Raw genomic sequence first — 16,220 nt, 5'->3', positions numbered from 1 at the left:
GCCGCTCAGCCGAGCAGCGGAGCGATCTCCGCGGCCGCGTAGGTGAGGATCACGTCCGCGCCGGCACGCCTGATCGAGGTCAGCGACTCGAGCAGCGCCGCCTCGCGGTCGATCCAGCCGTTCTGGGCGGCGGCCGCGATCATCGCGTACTCCCCCGACACCTGGTAGGCCGCGATCGGGACGTCGACGGCCTCGCGGATGTCGCGCAGGACATCGAGGTACGCGAGCGCCGGCTTCACCATCACCATGTCGGCGCCCTCCTCGACATCGATCAGGGCCTCGCGCACACCTTCGCGGGCGTTGGCCGGGTCCTGCTGGTACGTCTTCCGGTCACCCTCGAGCGAGGAGTTCACCGCTTCGCGGAACGGCCCGAAGAACGCGGACGCGTACTTCGCCGAGTACGCCAGGATCGACACGTCGGAGTGACCCGCGATGTCGAGGGCGGACCTGACCACGGCGACCTGGCCGTCCATCATGCCGCTGGGCGCGACGGTGTGCGCGCCGGCTTCGGCGAGGCAACGGGCCATGTCGGCGTAGATCGAGAGCGTGGCGTCGTTGTCGACCCGACCGCGCGCATCCAGGACACCGCAGTGGCCGTGCGAGGTGAACTCGTCCAGGCACAGGTCGGCCATCACGACCAGGTCGTCGCCGATCTCGCCGCGTACGTCCGCGATCGCCCGATTGAGGATGCCGTCCGGGTCGAGCGCACCTGACCCCTCAGCGTCCTTCGCCGCCGGGACGCCGAACAGCATCACGCCACCGAGACCCAACTCGGCCGCTTCCACCACCGCGCTCTTGAGCGACTCGCGGGTGTGCTGGACGACCCCCGGCATCGACGAGATCGCGGTGGGCTCGAGCGCCCCTTCACGGACGAACACCGGCAGCACCAGCTGCTGCGGTCGCACCGAGGTCTCAGCCACCAGCCGGCGCATCGCCGGCGTGGCGCGCAGTCGCCGCGGACGTACGACCGGCAGGTGGAACCGTGGGGTGGCCATCAGACTGTGCTCCTCAGCTGCTCGCTGCGCGACGACGCGACGTCGGCTTGCGCTCCGACGGCTTGGTGACCGGCAGACCCTGCTCGATCATCGCGAGGCGCCGCGAGGCACCGAAGTCGGCCAACGCCTCCGTGAGCGCCTCCACCGAGGGCTCCGGGGACATCACGTCGACGCGAAGCCCGTGCTCCTCGCACGTCTGGGCAGTCGCGGGACCGATCACCGCGATCACGGTCGAGGGGTGCGGCTTGCCGGCGATGCCGACGAGGTTGCGCACCGTACTCGAGGACGTGAACAGCACGGCGTCGAACTTGCCGGTCTTGATCGCGTCCCGGGTCGGCGCGGGCGGCGGCGCCGCACGCACAGTGCGGTACGCCGTGACGTCGTCGCACTCCCAGCCGAGCTCGACGAGCCCTGCGATCAGGGTGTCGGTGGCGATGTCCGCACGCGGCAGCAGGATCCGGTTGATCGGATCGAGTTGCTCATCGAACTCCGGGAAGACGTCGAGGAGGCCGACCGCCGACTGGTTCTCCGAGTCCGGTACGAGATCGGCGCGCAGGCCCCAGTCGAGCAGCGTCGAAGCCGTCTTGTCTCCCACGGCGGCGATCTTCAGTCCTGAGAACGCGCGGGCGTCCAGGCCGTACTCGTCGAACTTCTCGCGGACCGCGCGCACAGCGTTGGCCGAGGTGAAGGCCACCCACTCGTAGCGACCCTCGACGAGGCCGCGTACGGCCTTGTCCATCTGCAGCGGGTTCCGGGGCGGCTCGACCGAGATGGTCGGGACCTCCTCCGGCACCGCGCCGAGTCCGCGCAGCTTGGCCGAGAGCGCCGGCGCCTGCTCCTTGGTCCGCGGGACCAGGACGCGCCAGCCGAAGAGCGGCTTGGTCTCGAACCACGACAGCGTGTCCCGCAGCGACACGACCTGGCCGATCACGATGACCGCAGGTGCGGTCATCCGGGCAGCGCGGGCCTCGGCGGCGATGTGCTCGAGCGTCGACGTGACGGTCGACTGCTCCGAAGTGGTGCCGACGCGCGTCATGGACACAGGAGTCGTGGCCGGCCGGCCCGCAGCAATGAGGTCAGCGGCGATGTCACCGATGACCGAGACACCGGACAGCAGCACCAGCGTGCGGTCGTCGGCGTACCGACTCCACTCGACCTTCTCGCCGCACGTGATCACTGTGATCTCACGGTGATCCTTGGTCGTGAGCGGGATGCCCGCGTACGCCGGGACGGCGTGCACCGAGGACACACCGGGGACGATCTCGAAGCCGATCTCCGCCTTGGCGCAGGCCTGAGCCTCCTCCGGGCCGCTGGCGTACAGGAACGGGTCACCGACGATCAGGCGTACGACGCGAAGACCGCGCTTGGCGGCCTTGACGACGGCCTTCGCCCGCGCCGCATTCGGCAGCGGCTGGCCGTCGTCACCGAAGCCACCGTCGATCACCTCGACGTCGTCCGTTCGCAGGGACCGGATCAGGTCAGCCTGATCGGGGGTCTCGATGACCACCACATCGGCGGCCCGAATGAGTTCGGTGGCGCGTACGGTCAACAAATCTGGGTCCCCCGGCCCACTGCCAACGAAAGATACCCATCCGCGACGTTCGCTCATGCCTGTGCACTTTCCTGTGTGGGAGCGGCGGCGCCGCCCATGGTGTTCAACTGCGCAGCAGTCGGCTGCGGGGACTGCTCGTCCGACAACGAATTCGCGCCGGCGGCAAGCATGTTCTGGGCCAGACGGGCACCGAGTGCGGCGCCATCGGCGGCGTCACCCTCGGCGGACTGGCGGATGGCGTACGTCCCCTGAGGGCTGAGCGCGATCGCGTCGAGGAGGAGCCGGTCGCCGTCGATCCGGGCGTACGCACCGATCGGGGCGCTGCATCCGCCCTCGAGTTCGGCGAGCAGCGTCCGCTCGGCGGTGACGGCTGCGCGAGTATGCGCGTCGTCGAGGGCGGCGATCGCGGCAGCTGCCGGTGAGTCCGCCCGACACTCCACCGCCAGTGCTCCCTGCCCGGGTGCGGGCAGGATCGTGAGTGGGTCGAGGACCTCGGTGATCTGGTCGAGGCGACCGATCCGGGACAGTCCGGCCCGCGCCAGGATCACCGCGTCGTACTCGCCGCTGTGCACCTTGCTGATCCGGGTGTCGATGTTGCCGCGGACGCCGGCCACGACGAGGTCGGGACGCTGGCGGACGATCTGGGAGATGCGGCGGGGCGAGCCGGTGCCGACGCGCGCACCGAGCGGCAGGTCTGCCAGCGCGAGGCCGTCGCGGGCCACGACCGCGTCAGCGGGGTCCTCACGGCCTGGGATCGCTGCGATCACCAGGCCGGGTGCCGGAGCGGTGGGCAGGTCCTTCAACGAATGCACCGCAAGATCGATCCGGCCGTCGTTCAACGCGTCCCGCAAGGCGTTGACGAAGACACCCGTGGCTGAACCCACCAACGAGGTGCCGGCCGCCTGAGTGAGGTCGCCCTCGGACACGATCTCGACCATCTCGACGTCGTGGCCGAGCGCGCGCAACTCGTCAGCGATCGTGCGGGCCTGCGTGGTGGCCAGCAGCGAGGCGCGGGTGCCGAGACGCAAGTTCATCACTGAGCCTCCCCGAGGTCGGGGCGGGACACGGCGCTGACCGCGGCCGGGTCGAGGGCGAAAAGTTCGGCGAGCGCGCGCTCGTAGGAGACGCCGCCGGCCTGGTTGGCCAGTTCCTTGACGCGCACGGTCGGCTCGTGGAGCAGCTTGTCGACGACGCGGCGCACGGTCTGCAGGACCTCACCGCGTACGTCCGCAGCCAGATCGGGTAGCCGCGAATCGAGTCGGTCCATCTCGGCCTCGACGAGGCTCGTCGCCATCGACCGGAGCGCCACGACGGTCGGGGTGACTGCCGCCTGCTGGCGGGCACCGAGGAAGGCAGTGACCTCCTGGGCGACGATGCCGCGCACGGCTTCGACCTCGGTCGCGGCTTCGCTCGCGTGCAGTTCCTCGGCCAGCGTCGCCAGCCCGATCAGGGTCGCACCTTCGACGTCGGCGACCCCGGGGTCGATGTCGTGCGGGAGCGCCAGGTCGATGAACGCGGTCGTACGGCTTCCCACCATCTCTGCGGTGATGAGTACGCCCCTTGCGCCCGCACACGCGATCACGACGGCAGCGTCGGCAATCTCGGTCGCGAGCTCGACGATGTTCGCGGCGCGACCACCATGCAGCTTCGCCAGGGAGTCCGCGCGAGCTCGAGTCCGGTTCACGATGACGAGGTCGGACGGGTTGAGACGACTGACGGTCGCAGCGGCCAACCCCGCCATGCCGCCCGCCCCGACGACCACGACCTTCTGGCCCTCGACGGGGCCCACGACCTTCTCGGCGCGGACCAGCGACGCGCTCACCAGCGAGGGAGCGGCGCGGTCGATGTCGGTCTCGGCGTGACTGCGCTTGCCAACCCGCAAGGCCTGTTGGAACAAGGTGTTGAGCGCCGGCCCGACCGTGCCCTGCTCCTGACCGACCTGCAGCGCGTGGCGAGTCTGTCCGAGGATCTGCGCCTCACCGACAGCCATCGAGTCCAGACCCGCGGCCACCCGGAAGAGGTGCGAGACGGCGGCGTCGTCGTAGTGCACGTAGATGTGCGGGAGCATCGAGTCGATGGAACTGTTCGCGCGCTCGACGAGCAGACGCGACACGTCCTCGACCGAGCCGTGGAACCGGTCGACCTCGGCGTAGATCTCGACGCGGTTGCAGGTGGCGATGACGGTGGCCTCGGTGACGTGATCGGTGTGCACCACGTCGGCGGCGAGTTTGCGTACGTCGTCGGCGCTCAGCGCGACGGTCTCCAGCAACGCCACCGGTGCGCTGTTGTGGCTCATCCCGACGACGAGGACGCTCATGCCGTCGCCTCCGCACCGTTGTCGGCCGCCGCACCCTTGCGGGACTCGTGGTACGCCAGGATCTGCAGCTCGCTGGAAAGGTCCACCTTGCGTACGTCGACGCCGGTGGGCACCGAAAGCACGGCCGGGGCGAAGTTGAGGATGCTGGTGACGCCCGCGGCGACCAGGTCGTCGGTGACCTGCTGGGCAGCCGCGGCCGGGACCGCGATGACGCCGATGGTCACCCGCCGCTCCGCCACGATCGCCGGCATGTCGGCGAAGTCATGGATCGGTACGCCGGCGATCTGCTGACCGGCCAGCGTCGGGTCGGCGTCGAGAAGAGCGACGATCTCAAACCCGCGACTGGTGAATCCGGAGAAGCCTGCGAGCGCCTGCCCGAGGTGACCGGCACCGACGATGACGACCGACCAGTCCTGGGTGATGCCGATCTCGCGCGCGATGTGGAACCGGAGCAGTTCGACGTCGTATCCGACGCCGCGGGTGCCGTACGAGCCGAGGTAGGAGAGGTCCTTGCGAAGCTTGGCCGCGTTCACGCCGGCAGCGGCGGCGAGCTCATCGCTCGAGCAGACGAGACGCTCGCCGTCGGCAAGGGCGTTGAGCGCCCGGAGATACATCGGCAACCGAGCAACCGTGGCTTCCGGGATCTCCCTCAGCGGGGAGCCGGATGCTTCAAGTCCCGACACGTCGCTCTCACATCTCTCGCGGCCCCACTCACAGGGCCGTCAACTCACTGTAAGGACTTTGTGCGATTGGGAAAAATTCGTCGTCCACGGATGAGACGTGGTCCGGAACGCTCAGGAAATCGGGGTAACGGGCTCAGCGCGCGAGCGCTTCGCGGAGGCGCTCCTCCGAGACCCGCCAGAAGTCGTGCTGCTGGCCGTCCACGTACGTCACCGGCACCTCGTTGGTGAACCGTTCGACCAGTGCCGGGTCGTCATCGATGAAGACCTCCACGTACGCCTCGCCGGTGTCGGCGCAGACGCGCTCGATCACGGCGCGGGCCTGCTCACAGAGGTGGCAGCCGGGACGCGAGTACAGAGTGACGCGGGGTTCCATAGGGCTCCTAGTCTCTCGCACTACTGTTGGGCGTGTGAGCACCGAGCGGGAACGCCAGCGCAAGCGTGACGAGGCCCGACGCCTCGATCTGAAGCGACGCAGCGTGCTCGCAGGCGAGGCGGCCGCCGCCGCAGCCGAGGTCGAGGTCGCCCTGGCCGACGAGCCCGGATCGGGACAGGCGGCGTTCTTCGACGTCGACAACACCGTCATGCAGGGCGCGACGATCTTCCACTTCGCCCGCGGGCTCTATCAGCGCAAGTTCTTCACCACCAAGGACATCGTCAGCGCGCTCTACAAGCAGATGTACTTCCGGGTGGTCGGCGAGGACCCGGCCCACATCGCTGAGGCGCGTACCGAGGCCCTGGCGTTCATCAAGGGCCACAAGGTCAGCGAGGTCATCGATGTCGGCGAGGAGATCTTCGACGAGATCATGGCGACCAGGATCTGGCCGGGTACGCGCGCCCTCGCCCAGCTGCACCTAGACAAGGGCGACCAGGTCTGGTTGGTGACCGCGGCACCGATCGAGATCGCCCAGATCATCGCTCGACGTCTTGGCCTCACCGGAGCCCTGGGCACTGTCGCGGAGCACATCGACGGCGTCTACACCGGCGCGCTCGTCGGTGACCTGCTGCACGGGCCGGCCAAGGCGGAGGCCATCAAGGCGATCGCTGCACGTGAAGGCCTCGACCTGTCCCTGTGCTCGGCGTACTCCGACTCCTCCAACGACCTGCCGATGTTGTCACTCGTCGGCGACCCGTGCGCCGTCAACCCGGATGCGAAGCTGAGGGCCCACGCACGCGCGATGGGCTGGCGGATCCGTGACTACCGCAGCGGTCGGAAGGTCGCGAAGGCCGGCTTCATTGCGGCCGCCGTCGGTGGTGCCGCAGCTGGAGCGGTGGCGACTGGCGCCGCCTTCCGCGGACGGCGCGACTGAGCTCGTGACGTGCGCAGCCGCGTAGAGTAACCACACCACTTCGGGCTTGGAGGGACCTCCTGTCGACGCCGCACGCTGCCGACAATGAGCACGGCCACGCCGCGCTCGGCTCAGGCGCGCAAGGACAGCGTGACCAGGCCCTCGAAGTGGCTCCCCCTCACACCGAGCACCAGCCCCGGATCACGGCCCTGGTCGAACTCGCCAGGGGTGGCGATGCCGAGGCTTTCGGGCAGTTGTACGACCACTACCAGCCCTCGATCTACCGGTTCCTCTTCTATCGAACTCGCTCGCGACCGCTGGCCGAGGACCTCACCTCGGAGACCTTCTTCCGGGCATTGCGCTCGCTGTCGAGCTTCACGTGGCAGGGGCGCGACTTCGGAGCGTGGCTGACGACGATCGCACGCAACCTGGCCGCGGATCACTTCAAGGCGGCGCGTACGCGCCTCGAACTCACCACCGACGACATGGGCTTCCACGAAGGCGATGTCGACGGCCCCGAGACCGACGTTCTCCGATCATTGACGACCGAGGCGCTGTTCATCGCACTGGCAGACCTGCCGCAGGACCAGCGCGACTGCGTCATCATGCGGTTCCTCCAGTCCCTGTCGATCGCCGAGACGGCGGAGGTCCTGGGCCGCAGCGAGGGCGCGGTCAAGCAGTTGCAGTTGCGCGCCGTACGCAATCTGGCCAAGGCAATGCCGGCGGATCAGCGATGAGTGACGTAACCCGGACGGTGCCGGCCTCGTTGGCTGGACGAGCCCCCGAACAGAGGTCCGAGAAGTGAAGTTCACCCGTATCGCCCGCGAAGCAGAGGAGTTCGACCGCGCCCTGCGCGGCGGTTCCTCCGACGACGCGTACGCGAGCGAACTGGCGCTGACGGCGGCTCTCTCGTCGCGTGACGTACGTCCTGATACAGGGTTCAGCGCCGACCTGCGGGCGTCGCTGCTGCAGGCCGCTCGGGAGGGCGCGCTGGCACCCGGGCCCCCGATCCACCCCTCTCGCCGCAAGAAGCGGCGCTGGACGATCGCCGCACCTGCCGCTGCCGTGGCGCTCGCCACCGGCGGCGTCGCCTTCGCCGTCACCGGGCTGCAGACCAGTCCGCACACGCCTCTCAGCGCCTCGCCGTCCACGGCCGCCTCGGAGCTGTCGACGGTCCACGCGCAGTTGGCCGACGTCACAGAGAAGATTCGGACGGGCAAGCCGTCCGCCGCGAGCCTGACCTCGCTGCGCGCGCAGGCGCTCCAGTTGCGCGACATGCTGGTCGCCGCGTACGGATCGGGACGCAACCCGCAGGCCATCCGTGAGTTGCACGACTTCGCGGTCTCCGCGATCTCAGAGTTGGCGGCGCTGCACACCCAGATCCCTACGAGCCTGGCCCCTCTGTATGCCGAGACCCTTCAGACGCTGGTGGACATCGCGACGACGGCAGAGTCGGCCTGTCCCACGTGCGGCCTCCCGCCGCTGCAGGTGCCGAGCTCGGTCGCGCCTCTGGTTCACGTACCCACGACGGTGCAGCCCAGCAGCGGGTCGGGTTCCCCGACCCCGCAGGGGAGTTCGACGCCACCTGTTCCGGTGATCACTCCGCCAGCTTCGGTGCCGGCGACCCCGACACCCACGCCCTCGACGACCGGGCTCCCGACGGTTCCGCCGCTGCCGACGCCCTCGGTTCCGCTGCCGACCGTCCTTCCGACCCTGCCGTTCTGACGCCTCTGCGGCCGCCTCGTCCAAGCGGCGTGGGCTGATTACCTGAAGACCGACTGCCTCTGCATCAGCAGTGAATACAGCGTCTGCTGGATCGACTCGCGCACCTGGTCGGTCACGTTGAAGACGAGCATCGGGTCGTCGGCCGCGCCGGCATCGAACTCATCGGTGCGGATCGGTTCGCCGAACTCCATCAGCCACTTGGAGGGAAGCGGTACGAGTCCGAGCGGCCCGAGCAGCGGGAAGAACGGCGTGATCGGCAGGTACGGCAGGCCGAGGAGCTTGGCCAACGCGGGGACGTTGCCGACGAGCGGGTAGATCTCCTCGGCACCGACGACGGACAGCGGGATGATCGGTACGCCGGTCCGGATCGCCGCCGAGACGAAGCCACCGCGACCGAATCGCTGCAGCTTGTATCGCTCGGCGTACGGCTTGCCGATGCCCTTGAATCCCTCGGGCCAGACACCCACGAGTTCGCCCTTGCTGAGCATCCGCTCGGCGTCCTCGCTGCAGGCGAGAGTGGCGCCGGCCTTGCGGGCGATGGCGCCGACGAACGGCGACCGGAAGACGAGGTCGGCACCCAGCGGGCGCAGGTCGCGACCTGCGTGATCGTGGATCGAGACCATGGTCATCAGGCCATCCATCGGCAAGGTGCCGGAGTGGTTGGAGACGATCAGCGCGCCGCCCTCGGCGGGGATGTTGTCCACACCCCGGACCTCGACGCGGAACCACTTCTCCTTCAGCGGACGCAGGATCGCCAGCACGAGCCGCTCGGCGATGTCGCGGTCGAACCCGAACTCGTCGACTTCGTACGCCCCGCTCAGCCGACGCCGCAGGAAGGCGAGGAAGCTCGCGAGTTGCGGCTCCCAGCCTTCGCCGAACACTTCGGCGGCACCGGTACGGATCGCGTGCTGCCAGTCGGCCAACGGGATGCCGCCGAGCGGGCTGCGGTCCTTGGTCCGTGCCGGCTCCGCGGCGAGCTGTGCGGCAGTGACACCCGGCTCGGCGGCCTGGATGATCGGCTTGGCCGGCGCCGGAGCGATGATCGGTTCGGCGTCGATGACCTTGGGTGTGGGCTTCGAGGTGCGCGATGCCTGGGTCGCCGCGAGGCCACGGGCCGCGGCGGAGGACGTACGCCCGGATCCTCTGCCGGGTCGGCCGCCGGTGCCGATCGGAATGATGTCAGCCACGGGCCGCCTCCAACGCTCCACTGACGGCGTCGAGGCTTCCCTCGAGCGCATCGAGCAGGCCGGGAAGTCGTCGTTTCCCGGGACCGATCGCGAGCGCGAGGTCGTCGACGGCGTCGGCCGTGCTGTAGCGCGGCTGGAACCCGAGCACGGTCTTCATCCGGGTGGTGTCGATGCCTCGACCGAAGATGAAGTAGTCCCGCAGTTCCGGCGGCACCTCCGCCAGGGACGGCCGCAGGAATCCGCCGGCGGAGCCGAAGGCGATCGAGGGCAGCGGCAGGGTGGAGCGCTGCATCCGCCGGGCGATCTGCGACAGCGTCAGGATGCCGTCTCCAGCAATGTTGAAGGTCCCCGGGATCCGTGACTCCAGGACACGTCCGAGCGCGGCATACAGGTCGCGCTCATGGAGGAACTGCATACGCGGGTCGTAACCGAGAACGGTCGGGATCACCGGCTGGCGCAGATGGTCGGTGATCGGGCTGCGCACGTTCGGACCGATGACGTTCGCACAGCGCAGCGTCGTCACGACCACATCAGGCCGACGGCGGGCGAAGCCGCGTACGTAGCCCTCGATCTCGGCGACGTCCTTGCCGTACCCGGACCGCGCGGCCCGGCGCGGCTCCATCGCCTCGGTGAACATCGCAGGATCGCGGTTGCTCGCACCGTAGATCTGCGTGGTCGACTTCACCACGACCTGTTCAACTGTCTCCGACTTCTGCGCTGCAGCCAGGAGCTGCATCGTGCCGATGACGTTGAGCTCCTTCATCGCCGTACGACTCCCGAGGGAGCCCGGCGTCGCCAGGACACTCATGTGGAGGACGGTGTCGACGCCTTCCATAGCGATCACCTTGGCGATCACGGGGTTGCGGATGTCAGCTCTCACGAAGCTGACCCCGCCGATGTCGCCTCGCGGCGGCACCACGTCGACACCGATGACCCGCTCCACGGCGGGATGTTCAGCGGCCCTGCGCGCGGCCCTGCGGCCGAGGTCTCGGGAGACCCCGGTGACGAGGACGACGCGGCCGGCCACAGTCAGTGCAACTCAGTCTTGACTGAGGGTCACTTGCCGAGCTTGCGACGGGCGACACGCGTCTTCTTGAGTAGCTTGCGGTGCTTCTTCTTCGCCATCCGCTTGCGACGCTTCTTGATAACAGAACCCACGAGGTACCTCTTCTAAGACAGGGAGAGGGCCCAGACTATCCGCCCGGGCCTACCCGCAGAGAATCGTGGTTCTGGAATGAAACCCGATCGGGGACCTGCAGTGGAACCCGATCACCGTAATTGTCGCGAGGCGTGCGGTTTGGCAAGGCGCGTGAGGGAAGCGGTGCTCAAGGCACCGCGACCGAACAGCAACGCAGCCAAAGCGTGCGGATCGCGGCAATTACCCCGCGTGGTAGTAGGAGGCGCTCAAATACTTGTGGGCGTCGGACTCGCGAATGCGGAACGAGCGGCCCACCTGTACGGCGGCGAGTTCGCCGTTGTGGACGAGGCGGTAGACGGTCATCTTGGAGACGCGCATCATCGATGCGACCTCGGCGACGGTGAGGAACGCGTCGGCGCGCTCGTTCGGGACGTTGTTGGCAGCCATCTGACTTCCACCGGTCTTTCTGACAAGGAACGGCACCGGCTTCCCCACCGGCGAACAAACGTCCTTGCGAACACGGACAGTAGTGCCCCATGTGACTCGTGGGGAAGAGGTTTCCTATGAGAATTTTGTGATCAGCGGCGTGTCGTCTTGATTCGCGGCGTGTCGCGTGCGTCCGGCGCTCAGGGGTGGAGCCCGTGGAGCGGGAAGACCGACTCCCTCGTGGCGTTGATCTGACGGTCCAGCCACACGTCCGGATCCCAGCCGTCATTCCAGTCGCGGTACGTCGGTTCGTAGCCGTCCGTCATCGAAACCGGGGCGGTCGCACCGCACTTCTCCGCGACGTACGCGCGCCAACCGGCAGGGGTCGGTGTACTCGGGGCGAGGTCGGAACCGCTCACCAGCGCCAGGAGATGCGTCCAGGCGCGGGGCACGACCCCGACGATCGCGTAGCCGCCGCCACCGAGTGCGACCCACCTGCCCTCACAGTGCCGGTGAGCCAGCTCATGGATCGCGACGTACGAGGCGCGTTGGCCGTCCACCGAGAGCTCCAGGTGCGCCAAGGGATCGGCGGAGTGCGAGTCGCACCCGTGCTGACTGACCAGGATCTGCGGCTGGAAGGCCTCCAGAAGCGGCGGAACGACGGCATGGAAGGCCCTCAGCCACCCGGAGTCGCCGGTGCCCGGCGGAAGGGCGACGTTGACCGCGCGGCCTTCAGCGCCTGGGCCGCCGACGTCACCGGCGAAGCCAGTCCCGGGGAACAGCATCTGGCCGGTCTCATGGAGGCTGATCGTGAGCACCCGCGGGTCGTCCCAGAAGACCCGTTCGACGCCGTCACCGTGGTGGACGTCCACGTCGACGTACGCGATCCGCTCGAAGCCCTCGTCCAACAGCGACCGGATGGCCAGCGCCACGTCGTTGTAGATGCAGAAGCCGCTCGCGTGATCGGGCATCGCATGATGCAGGCCGCCGGTCACGTTGGCCGCGTGCAGGGCCTCTCCGGCGGCCACCAGCCGTGCGGCCTCGATCGAAGCCCCGGCGATCCTGGCTGAAGCAGCGTGCATCCCCTCGAAGACGGGGTCGTCGTCGGTTCCGAGTCCCCACCGGGGTGCCGGATGGCCGCGCTCGACGGCGTCGATGTAGGCGGCGCCGTGCACCGTTTCGAGTTGCGTACGCGTCGCCACGGGCGCGGACACGACACGCGGCAGTACGCCGAGATCCTCGGCCAGACGCATGGTCAGATCACAGCGAACCGGTGCCATCGGATGGCTCGGCCCGAAGTCGTACGCGCACAGCGTCGGGTCCCAGACGACTGCACCGGGACCACACCTCGTCGCGCCGTCGCGCTCCGGCATCAGCTGCCTTGGGCGAGCTCGCGCGATCGGTCGCGACAGGCCTCCATCGCGGAGCTGAACGCAGCGCGTACGCCGTGCTCATCCAGCTTGCGCAGCGCAGCGGCGGTGGTCCCACCGGGCGAGGTGACCTGCTCGCGCAGGACGCTCGGGTGGGTTCGGGTCTCGCGCAGCATCGTTGCCGCGCCGTACAGCGTCTGCTGGACCAGCGCAGTGGCGACGTCACGAGCCAGGCCGAGCTGCACGCCCGCCTCGACCATCGCCTCGACGACATAGAAGACGTACGCGGGACCGCTGCCGGAGACGGCGGTGAGCGCATCCTGCTGGTACTCGGGGATCTCGATGGCCTGGCCGCTGCCGGAGAGAAGCGACTCCGCCTCGGCGTACTGCGCGTCGGTCACCGACGACCCGCGCGACAGCCCAGCCATGCCCTCACCGACCAGGGCAGGAGTGTTGGGCATCGCCCGGACGACCGCGACACCGGCCGGGACCTGCGACTCGATCCAGGCAGTCGACTTGCCGGCAGCCACCGAGACGAGCACCTGACCGGCGCGCAGGTTCGGCGCGATGTCGATCAGCGTGGCTGCGAGATCCTGCGGTTTGACCGCCAGCAGGACCGTGTCCGCCACAGCCGCCTCGACGTTCGGCACGACCTTCACGCCGTACTTCTGAGCGAGCTCAGCGCCTCGGTCCGGGCGGCGCTCACCCACGAGGATCGTGCTGGCGTCGCGCCCAGCACGGATCAATCCGGCGAGGATGGCTTCACCCATCACGCCCGCTCCGATGATCGCGGTGACCACGGTTTCTCCTTCGCTTCGGTGTCGACCGAGCCTAGTACCTCGTGGGCGCGCTATCTCGAGGCGGCGACCACCGCGGCAACAGCCGTGCCGACCGCGTACCCAAGGGTGGACCGTTGTTTCACCTGAGGCGCCGCTGACGCCGGTAGCCGCATCAGAGGCAACATCGGTCCACCCTTGGGTACGCCCGGGCTGACTGAGCCGCGGGTCGCTGGTGTGGCGCGCTATCTCGAGGCGGCGACGGCCGCAGTGACGGCCTTGGCAACCGCCGGCGGAGCTTGGTCGGCGAATGTCGACCATCGTGCCCGCGTCGCGGGCGTCAGCGCCGCAACGAGCGCCACAGCGGCATCCGCCATCTCCTTGTCGGTCGCACCGTGGAAGCCCTTGGTCGCTGCGAGAACGGCGGAGAGACGTTCGTCGGAGAACTCGGCGATGATCGAGTCCAGCGCGGCCCGGTCATCGACGTAGAGCGCGAGCTCCAACAGTTCGTTGCCGTCAGCACCCTCCAGGACCGCGGTGACGACAGCCGGCGAGACGCTCGCGACGAAGCGGGCCAGGGCGATCGTGTCGTGCTCGCGCAGCAGGATCCGGCCGACCTTGATGATGAGGTCATCCGGGAGCAGTTTGATGATCGAGGCAACGCGAGCAGGGTCGACGTCGCGCGAGACCTGGGCGAGGAACTCAGGACTGAGCAGCGCCGACATCTTCGCGGCATCCGCCGGGTCGAGGGCGCCGGCGATCCGGGCACTCAGGACCGGGCCGAACGCCGCTTCAGCCATCTTCGCCGAGATGGCCGCCGGGACCTTCTTGCTCAACTGAGCCAGCGCGGCGACGCGACCGCCGTGGAGGGAGAACAGTCGCTCGGTCACGATCGTGCGGAGCTCACGGATGTCGTCGGGGTCGCTGGCCAACAAGACGTCCAGCGAGGACGGTTCGACGGCAAGGATGCGGGCCAGCTTGTTGAGCTCGAGCTGGCGAAGGACGTCACCCACCGAGCATCAACTTCTTTGCGATCGGGCGAATGAGCCGCGGCAGGAAGGTGAGCGACTCCTCCACGGCCCTGCCGAATGCCTGGTCCTCAGCCTCGAAGGCGTCACCGATGACGCCGTCGATCTGGGCGATCTGCGCCTCGTCGTACGTCTTGAGCATGGCCAGATCCGCGGCCGGGACCTTCAGTCGCTCGGCCAGGGTCAGCAATGAACTCACCAGCGGCCTCCTCTCGCTCGGGAATGCCCCGACTTTATGTGTAACCCCGAGTCGCGTTCCGCGCGCCCCGCCGGGTGATCAGGGAGTACGCCGCCGCAGGGTGATCGCGCCGAGGGCCAGGCACCCCAGGGCGTACGCGGCGATGATCGCCAGATCGCCCCCGACGGCGTCGGAGCCGGCGGTCAGCTTCTGCATCGCCGCCACGGCGTACGACAGCGGCAGCACGTTGCTGAGTCCATGGAGTACGCCCGGGAGCGAGTCACGGGCGACGAACAGCCCGCAGAGCAGGATCTGCGGGATCACCACCGCCGGCATGAACTGGACGGCCTGGAACTCGGTACGCGCGAAGGCCGAGACGAAGAGGCCCAACGCACACCCGAGGACGGCGTCCGCGACCGCGACGATCATCAGGAGCCAGACGTGGCCGTGGATCGTCAGGCCGAGGAGGCCCACGCTCACGCCCACGGCGGCGGCCGACTGGAGCGCGGCGAGAACGCCGAAGGCGATGCCATACCCGAGCAGGAAGTCGAGGCGTCCCAGCGGCATCGCGAGCAGGCGCTCGAGGGTCCCGCTCGATCGTTCGCGCAGGGTCGTCACCGACGTCACCAGGAACATCACGATGAACGGGAAGATCGCCAGCAGGTCGGGGCCCAGACGCTCGAAGGTGCCTTGCTGACCGAAGGTCGGCACGTCCTTGAACATCCACCACAGCAGCGTCATCAGCACGCACGGCACGACCACCAGCAACGCGATCGTCCGTGGGTCGCGACGTACCTGCTGCAGCACGCGAAGCGCCACCGCCAATGTCCGGCGCACCGGTCCCGACACGCCGCTCATCGCTCCACCAACGCCAGGAAGGCACCCTCGATGGAGTCGGCCCCGGACGTGGCCAGGATCGACGCCGGGGTGCCGTCGGCGAGGATCGCGCCGTCGCGCATGAGCAGGAGTTCGTCGCACCGATCCGCCTCGTCCATCACGTGACTTGAGATCACGAGCGTGGATCCCGCGTCCGCGAGCCGATGAAAGAGATCCCACAGATCACGACGCAGGACCGGATCCAACCCCACCGTCGGCTCGTCGAGCACCAGCATCGGCGGCTCCCCCAGGAGCGCGACCGCGAGCGAAGCGCGCGAACGCTGACCGCCGCTCATCCGACCGACCACCCGATCGCGATACGCGACCAGGTCGACGGCCTCGATGACCCGGTCGACCTCACCGGCGCCGAGCCCGAGGACGCGGGCGAAGAAGGACAGGTTCTCCACGAGCGTCAGATCGTCGTACACGCTGGCGGACTGGGTGACGTACCCGATCTGGTGTCGCAGGCTGGCAGAACCGGCAGGTCGGCCCAGGACGCTCACCGATCCGGAGCGCACGTTCTGGACGCCGACGATCGCGCGGAGCAGCGTGGACTTCCCGCAACCGGAAGGGCCGAGCAGGCCGGTCACCGACCCCGCAGGGATGTCCAGATCGAGTCCGTCCAACACGGTCGTCGAGCCGCGTACGACGGTCAGTGCGCGGACCTCGACAGCACTCACGAG

General features: G+C 68.6%; 19 protein-coding genes. 3 read left to right on the top strand and 16 right to left on the bottom strand.

The genetic code is table 11. The annotated features are described in order from the left end of the window. Positions 1-5: 5 nt before the first annotated feature. The 6 genes from hemB to KCTC_RS10460 all read right to left on the bottom strand — a co-directional run bounded on the left by hemB (position 6) and on the right by KCTC_RS10460 (position 5,920). Positions 6-995: a porphobilinogen synthase gene (hemB, locus tag KCTC_RS10485; RefSeq protein ID WP_125569225.1), complete on the bottom strand. Its 990-nt coding sequence runs from the start codon at positions 993-995 to the stop codon at positions 6-8. A 13-nt stretch (positions 996-1,008) separates the two neighbouring features. Continuing rightward, entirely contained in the window at positions 1,009-2,604 is a 1,596-nt protein-coding gene (locus KCTC_RS10480; RefSeq protein ID WP_125569224.1) for a bifunctional uroporphyrinogen-III C-methyltransferase/uroporphyrinogen-III synthase, read from the bottom strand. After that, entirely contained in the window at positions 2,601-3,581 is a 981-nt protein-coding gene (gene hemC, locus KCTC_RS10475) for a hydroxymethylbilane synthase (protein WP_125569223.1), read from the bottom strand. The genes KCTC_RS10480 and hemC overlap by 4 nt, the downstream gene beginning before the upstream one ends. Next, positions 3,581-4,864, bottom strand: coding sequence for a glutamyl-tRNA reductase (locus KCTC_RS10470; protein WP_125569222.1), 1,284 nt, complete (start codon positions 4,862-4,864; stop codon positions 3,581-3,583). The genes hemC and KCTC_RS10470 overlap by 1 nt, the downstream gene beginning before the upstream one ends. Continuing rightward, complete coding sequence (locus tag KCTC_RS10465; RefSeq protein WP_125570122.1) at positions 4,861-5,478, bottom strand: redox-sensing transcriptional repressor Rex; 618 nt, start codon at positions 5,476-5,478, stop codon at positions 4,861-4,863. The genes KCTC_RS10470 and KCTC_RS10465 overlap by 4 nt, the downstream gene beginning before the upstream one ends. A gap of 202 nt (positions 5,479-5,680) precedes the next feature. Beyond that, positions 5,681-5,920, bottom strand: coding sequence for a glutaredoxin family protein (locus tag KCTC_RS10460; protein ID WP_125569221.1), 240 nt, complete (start codon positions 5,918-5,920; stop codon positions 5,681-5,683). A gap of 34 nt (positions 5,921-5,954) precedes the next feature. On the opposite strand from KCTC_RS10460, the gene KCTC_RS10455 reads away from it, so the two are divergent. The 3 genes from KCTC_RS10455 (at position 5,955) to KCTC_RS10445 (ending at position 8,558) form a co-directional block, all read left to right on the top strand. After that, positions 5,955-6,854, top strand: a complete 900-nt coding sequence (locus KCTC_RS10455) for an HAD family hydrolase (RefSeq protein ID WP_125569220.1) — start codon at positions 5,955-5,957, stop codon at positions 6,852-6,854. A 146-nt stretch (positions 6,855-7,000) separates the two neighbouring features. Then, positions 7,001-7,570 carry a sigma-70 family RNA polymerase sigma factor gene (locus KCTC_RS10450; protein ID WP_231998690.1) on the top strand — a complete coding sequence of 190 codons (570 nt, stop codon included), beginning with the start codon at positions 7,001-7,003 and terminating at the stop codon, positions 7,568-7,570. A gap of 64 nt (positions 7,571-7,634) precedes the next feature. After that, a complete protein-coding gene (locus tag KCTC_RS10445) occupies positions 7,635-8,558 on the top strand; it encodes a hypothetical protein (RefSeq protein WP_125569218.1) in 924 nt (307 codons plus the stop codon). A gap of 38 nt (positions 8,559-8,596) precedes the next feature. On the opposite strand, the gene KCTC_RS10440 is transcribed toward KCTC_RS10445, so the two are convergent. From KCTC_RS10440 to KCTC_RS10395, 10 genes are all read right to left on the bottom strand, one after another. Next, positions 8,597-9,745 carry a lysophospholipid acyltransferase family protein gene (locus KCTC_RS10440; RefSeq protein WP_231998689.1) on the bottom strand — a complete coding sequence of 383 codons (1,149 nt, stop codon included), beginning with the start codon at positions 9,743-9,745 and terminating at the stop codon, positions 8,597-8,599. After that, positions 9,738-10,772 (bottom strand): NAD-dependent epimerase/dehydratase family protein, encoded by a 1,035-nt coding sequence (locus tag KCTC_RS10435; RefSeq protein WP_331852192.1) that lies wholly within the window; start codon positions 10,770-10,772, stop codon positions 9,738-9,740. Before KCTC_RS10435 ends, KCTC_RS10440 begins: the two co-directional genes overlap by 8 nt. A 29-nt stretch (positions 10,773-10,801) precedes the next feature. Next, positions 10,802-10,903, bottom strand: a complete 102-nt coding sequence (locus KCTC_RS10430; protein ID WP_017933175.1) for a 30S ribosomal protein bS22 — start codon at positions 10,901-10,903, stop codon at positions 10,802-10,804. A gap of 220 nt (positions 10,904-11,123) precedes the next feature. Then, entirely contained in the window at positions 11,124-11,330 is a 207-nt protein-coding gene (locus KCTC_RS10425; protein ID WP_125569215.1) for a helix-turn-helix domain-containing protein, read from the bottom strand. A 179-nt stretch (positions 11,331-11,509) separates the two neighbouring features. Further along, positions 11,510-12,682, bottom strand: coding sequence for an acetoin utilization protein AcuC (locus tag KCTC_RS10420; RefSeq protein WP_125569214.1), 1,173 nt, complete (start codon positions 12,680-12,682; stop codon positions 11,510-11,512). After that, positions 12,682-13,479, bottom strand: coding sequence for a pyrroline-5-carboxylate reductase (gene proC / locus KCTC_RS10415; RefSeq protein ID WP_231998688.1), 798 nt, complete (start codon positions 13,477-13,479; stop codon positions 12,682-12,684). Before proC ends, KCTC_RS10420 begins: the two co-directional genes overlap by 1 nt. Positions 13,480-13,700: 221 nt before the next feature. Beyond that, the gene (locus KCTC_RS10410; protein ID WP_125569212.1) at positions 13,701-14,468 is read right to left on the bottom strand and encodes a hypothetical protein; all 768 of its coding nucleotides are present in this window, start codon (positions 14,466-14,468) and stop codon (positions 13,701-13,703) included. After that, positions 14,461-14,682, bottom strand: a complete 222-nt coding sequence (locus KCTC_RS10405) for a hypothetical protein (RefSeq protein ID WP_125569211.1) — start codon at positions 14,680-14,682, stop codon at positions 14,461-14,463. The genes KCTC_RS10410 and KCTC_RS10405 overlap by 8 nt, the downstream gene beginning before the upstream one ends. Positions 14,683-14,760: 78 nt before the next feature. Further along, entirely contained in the window at positions 14,761-15,519 is a 759-nt protein-coding gene (locus KCTC_RS10400; protein ID WP_125569210.1) for an ABC transporter permease, read from the bottom strand. Beyond that, positions 15,516-16,217 carry an ABC transporter ATP-binding protein gene (locus KCTC_RS10395; RefSeq protein WP_231998687.1) on the bottom strand — a complete coding sequence of 234 codons (702 nt, stop codon included), beginning with the start codon at positions 16,215-16,217 and terminating at the stop codon, positions 15,516-15,518. Before KCTC_RS10395 ends, KCTC_RS10400 begins: the two co-directional genes overlap by 4 nt. Positions 16,218-16,220 lie beyond the last annotated feature (3 nt).

The organism is Nocardioides baekrokdamisoli (genome assembly GCF_003945325.1).
In the GTDB taxonomy this organism is placed as follows: Bacteria; Actinomycetota; Actinomycetes; order Propionibacteriales; family Nocardioidaceae; genus Nocardioides; species Nocardioides baekrokdamisoli.
Note: the sequence above shows the minus strand (reverse complement) of the source record. Positions and strands in the feature narration are given on the sequence as shown.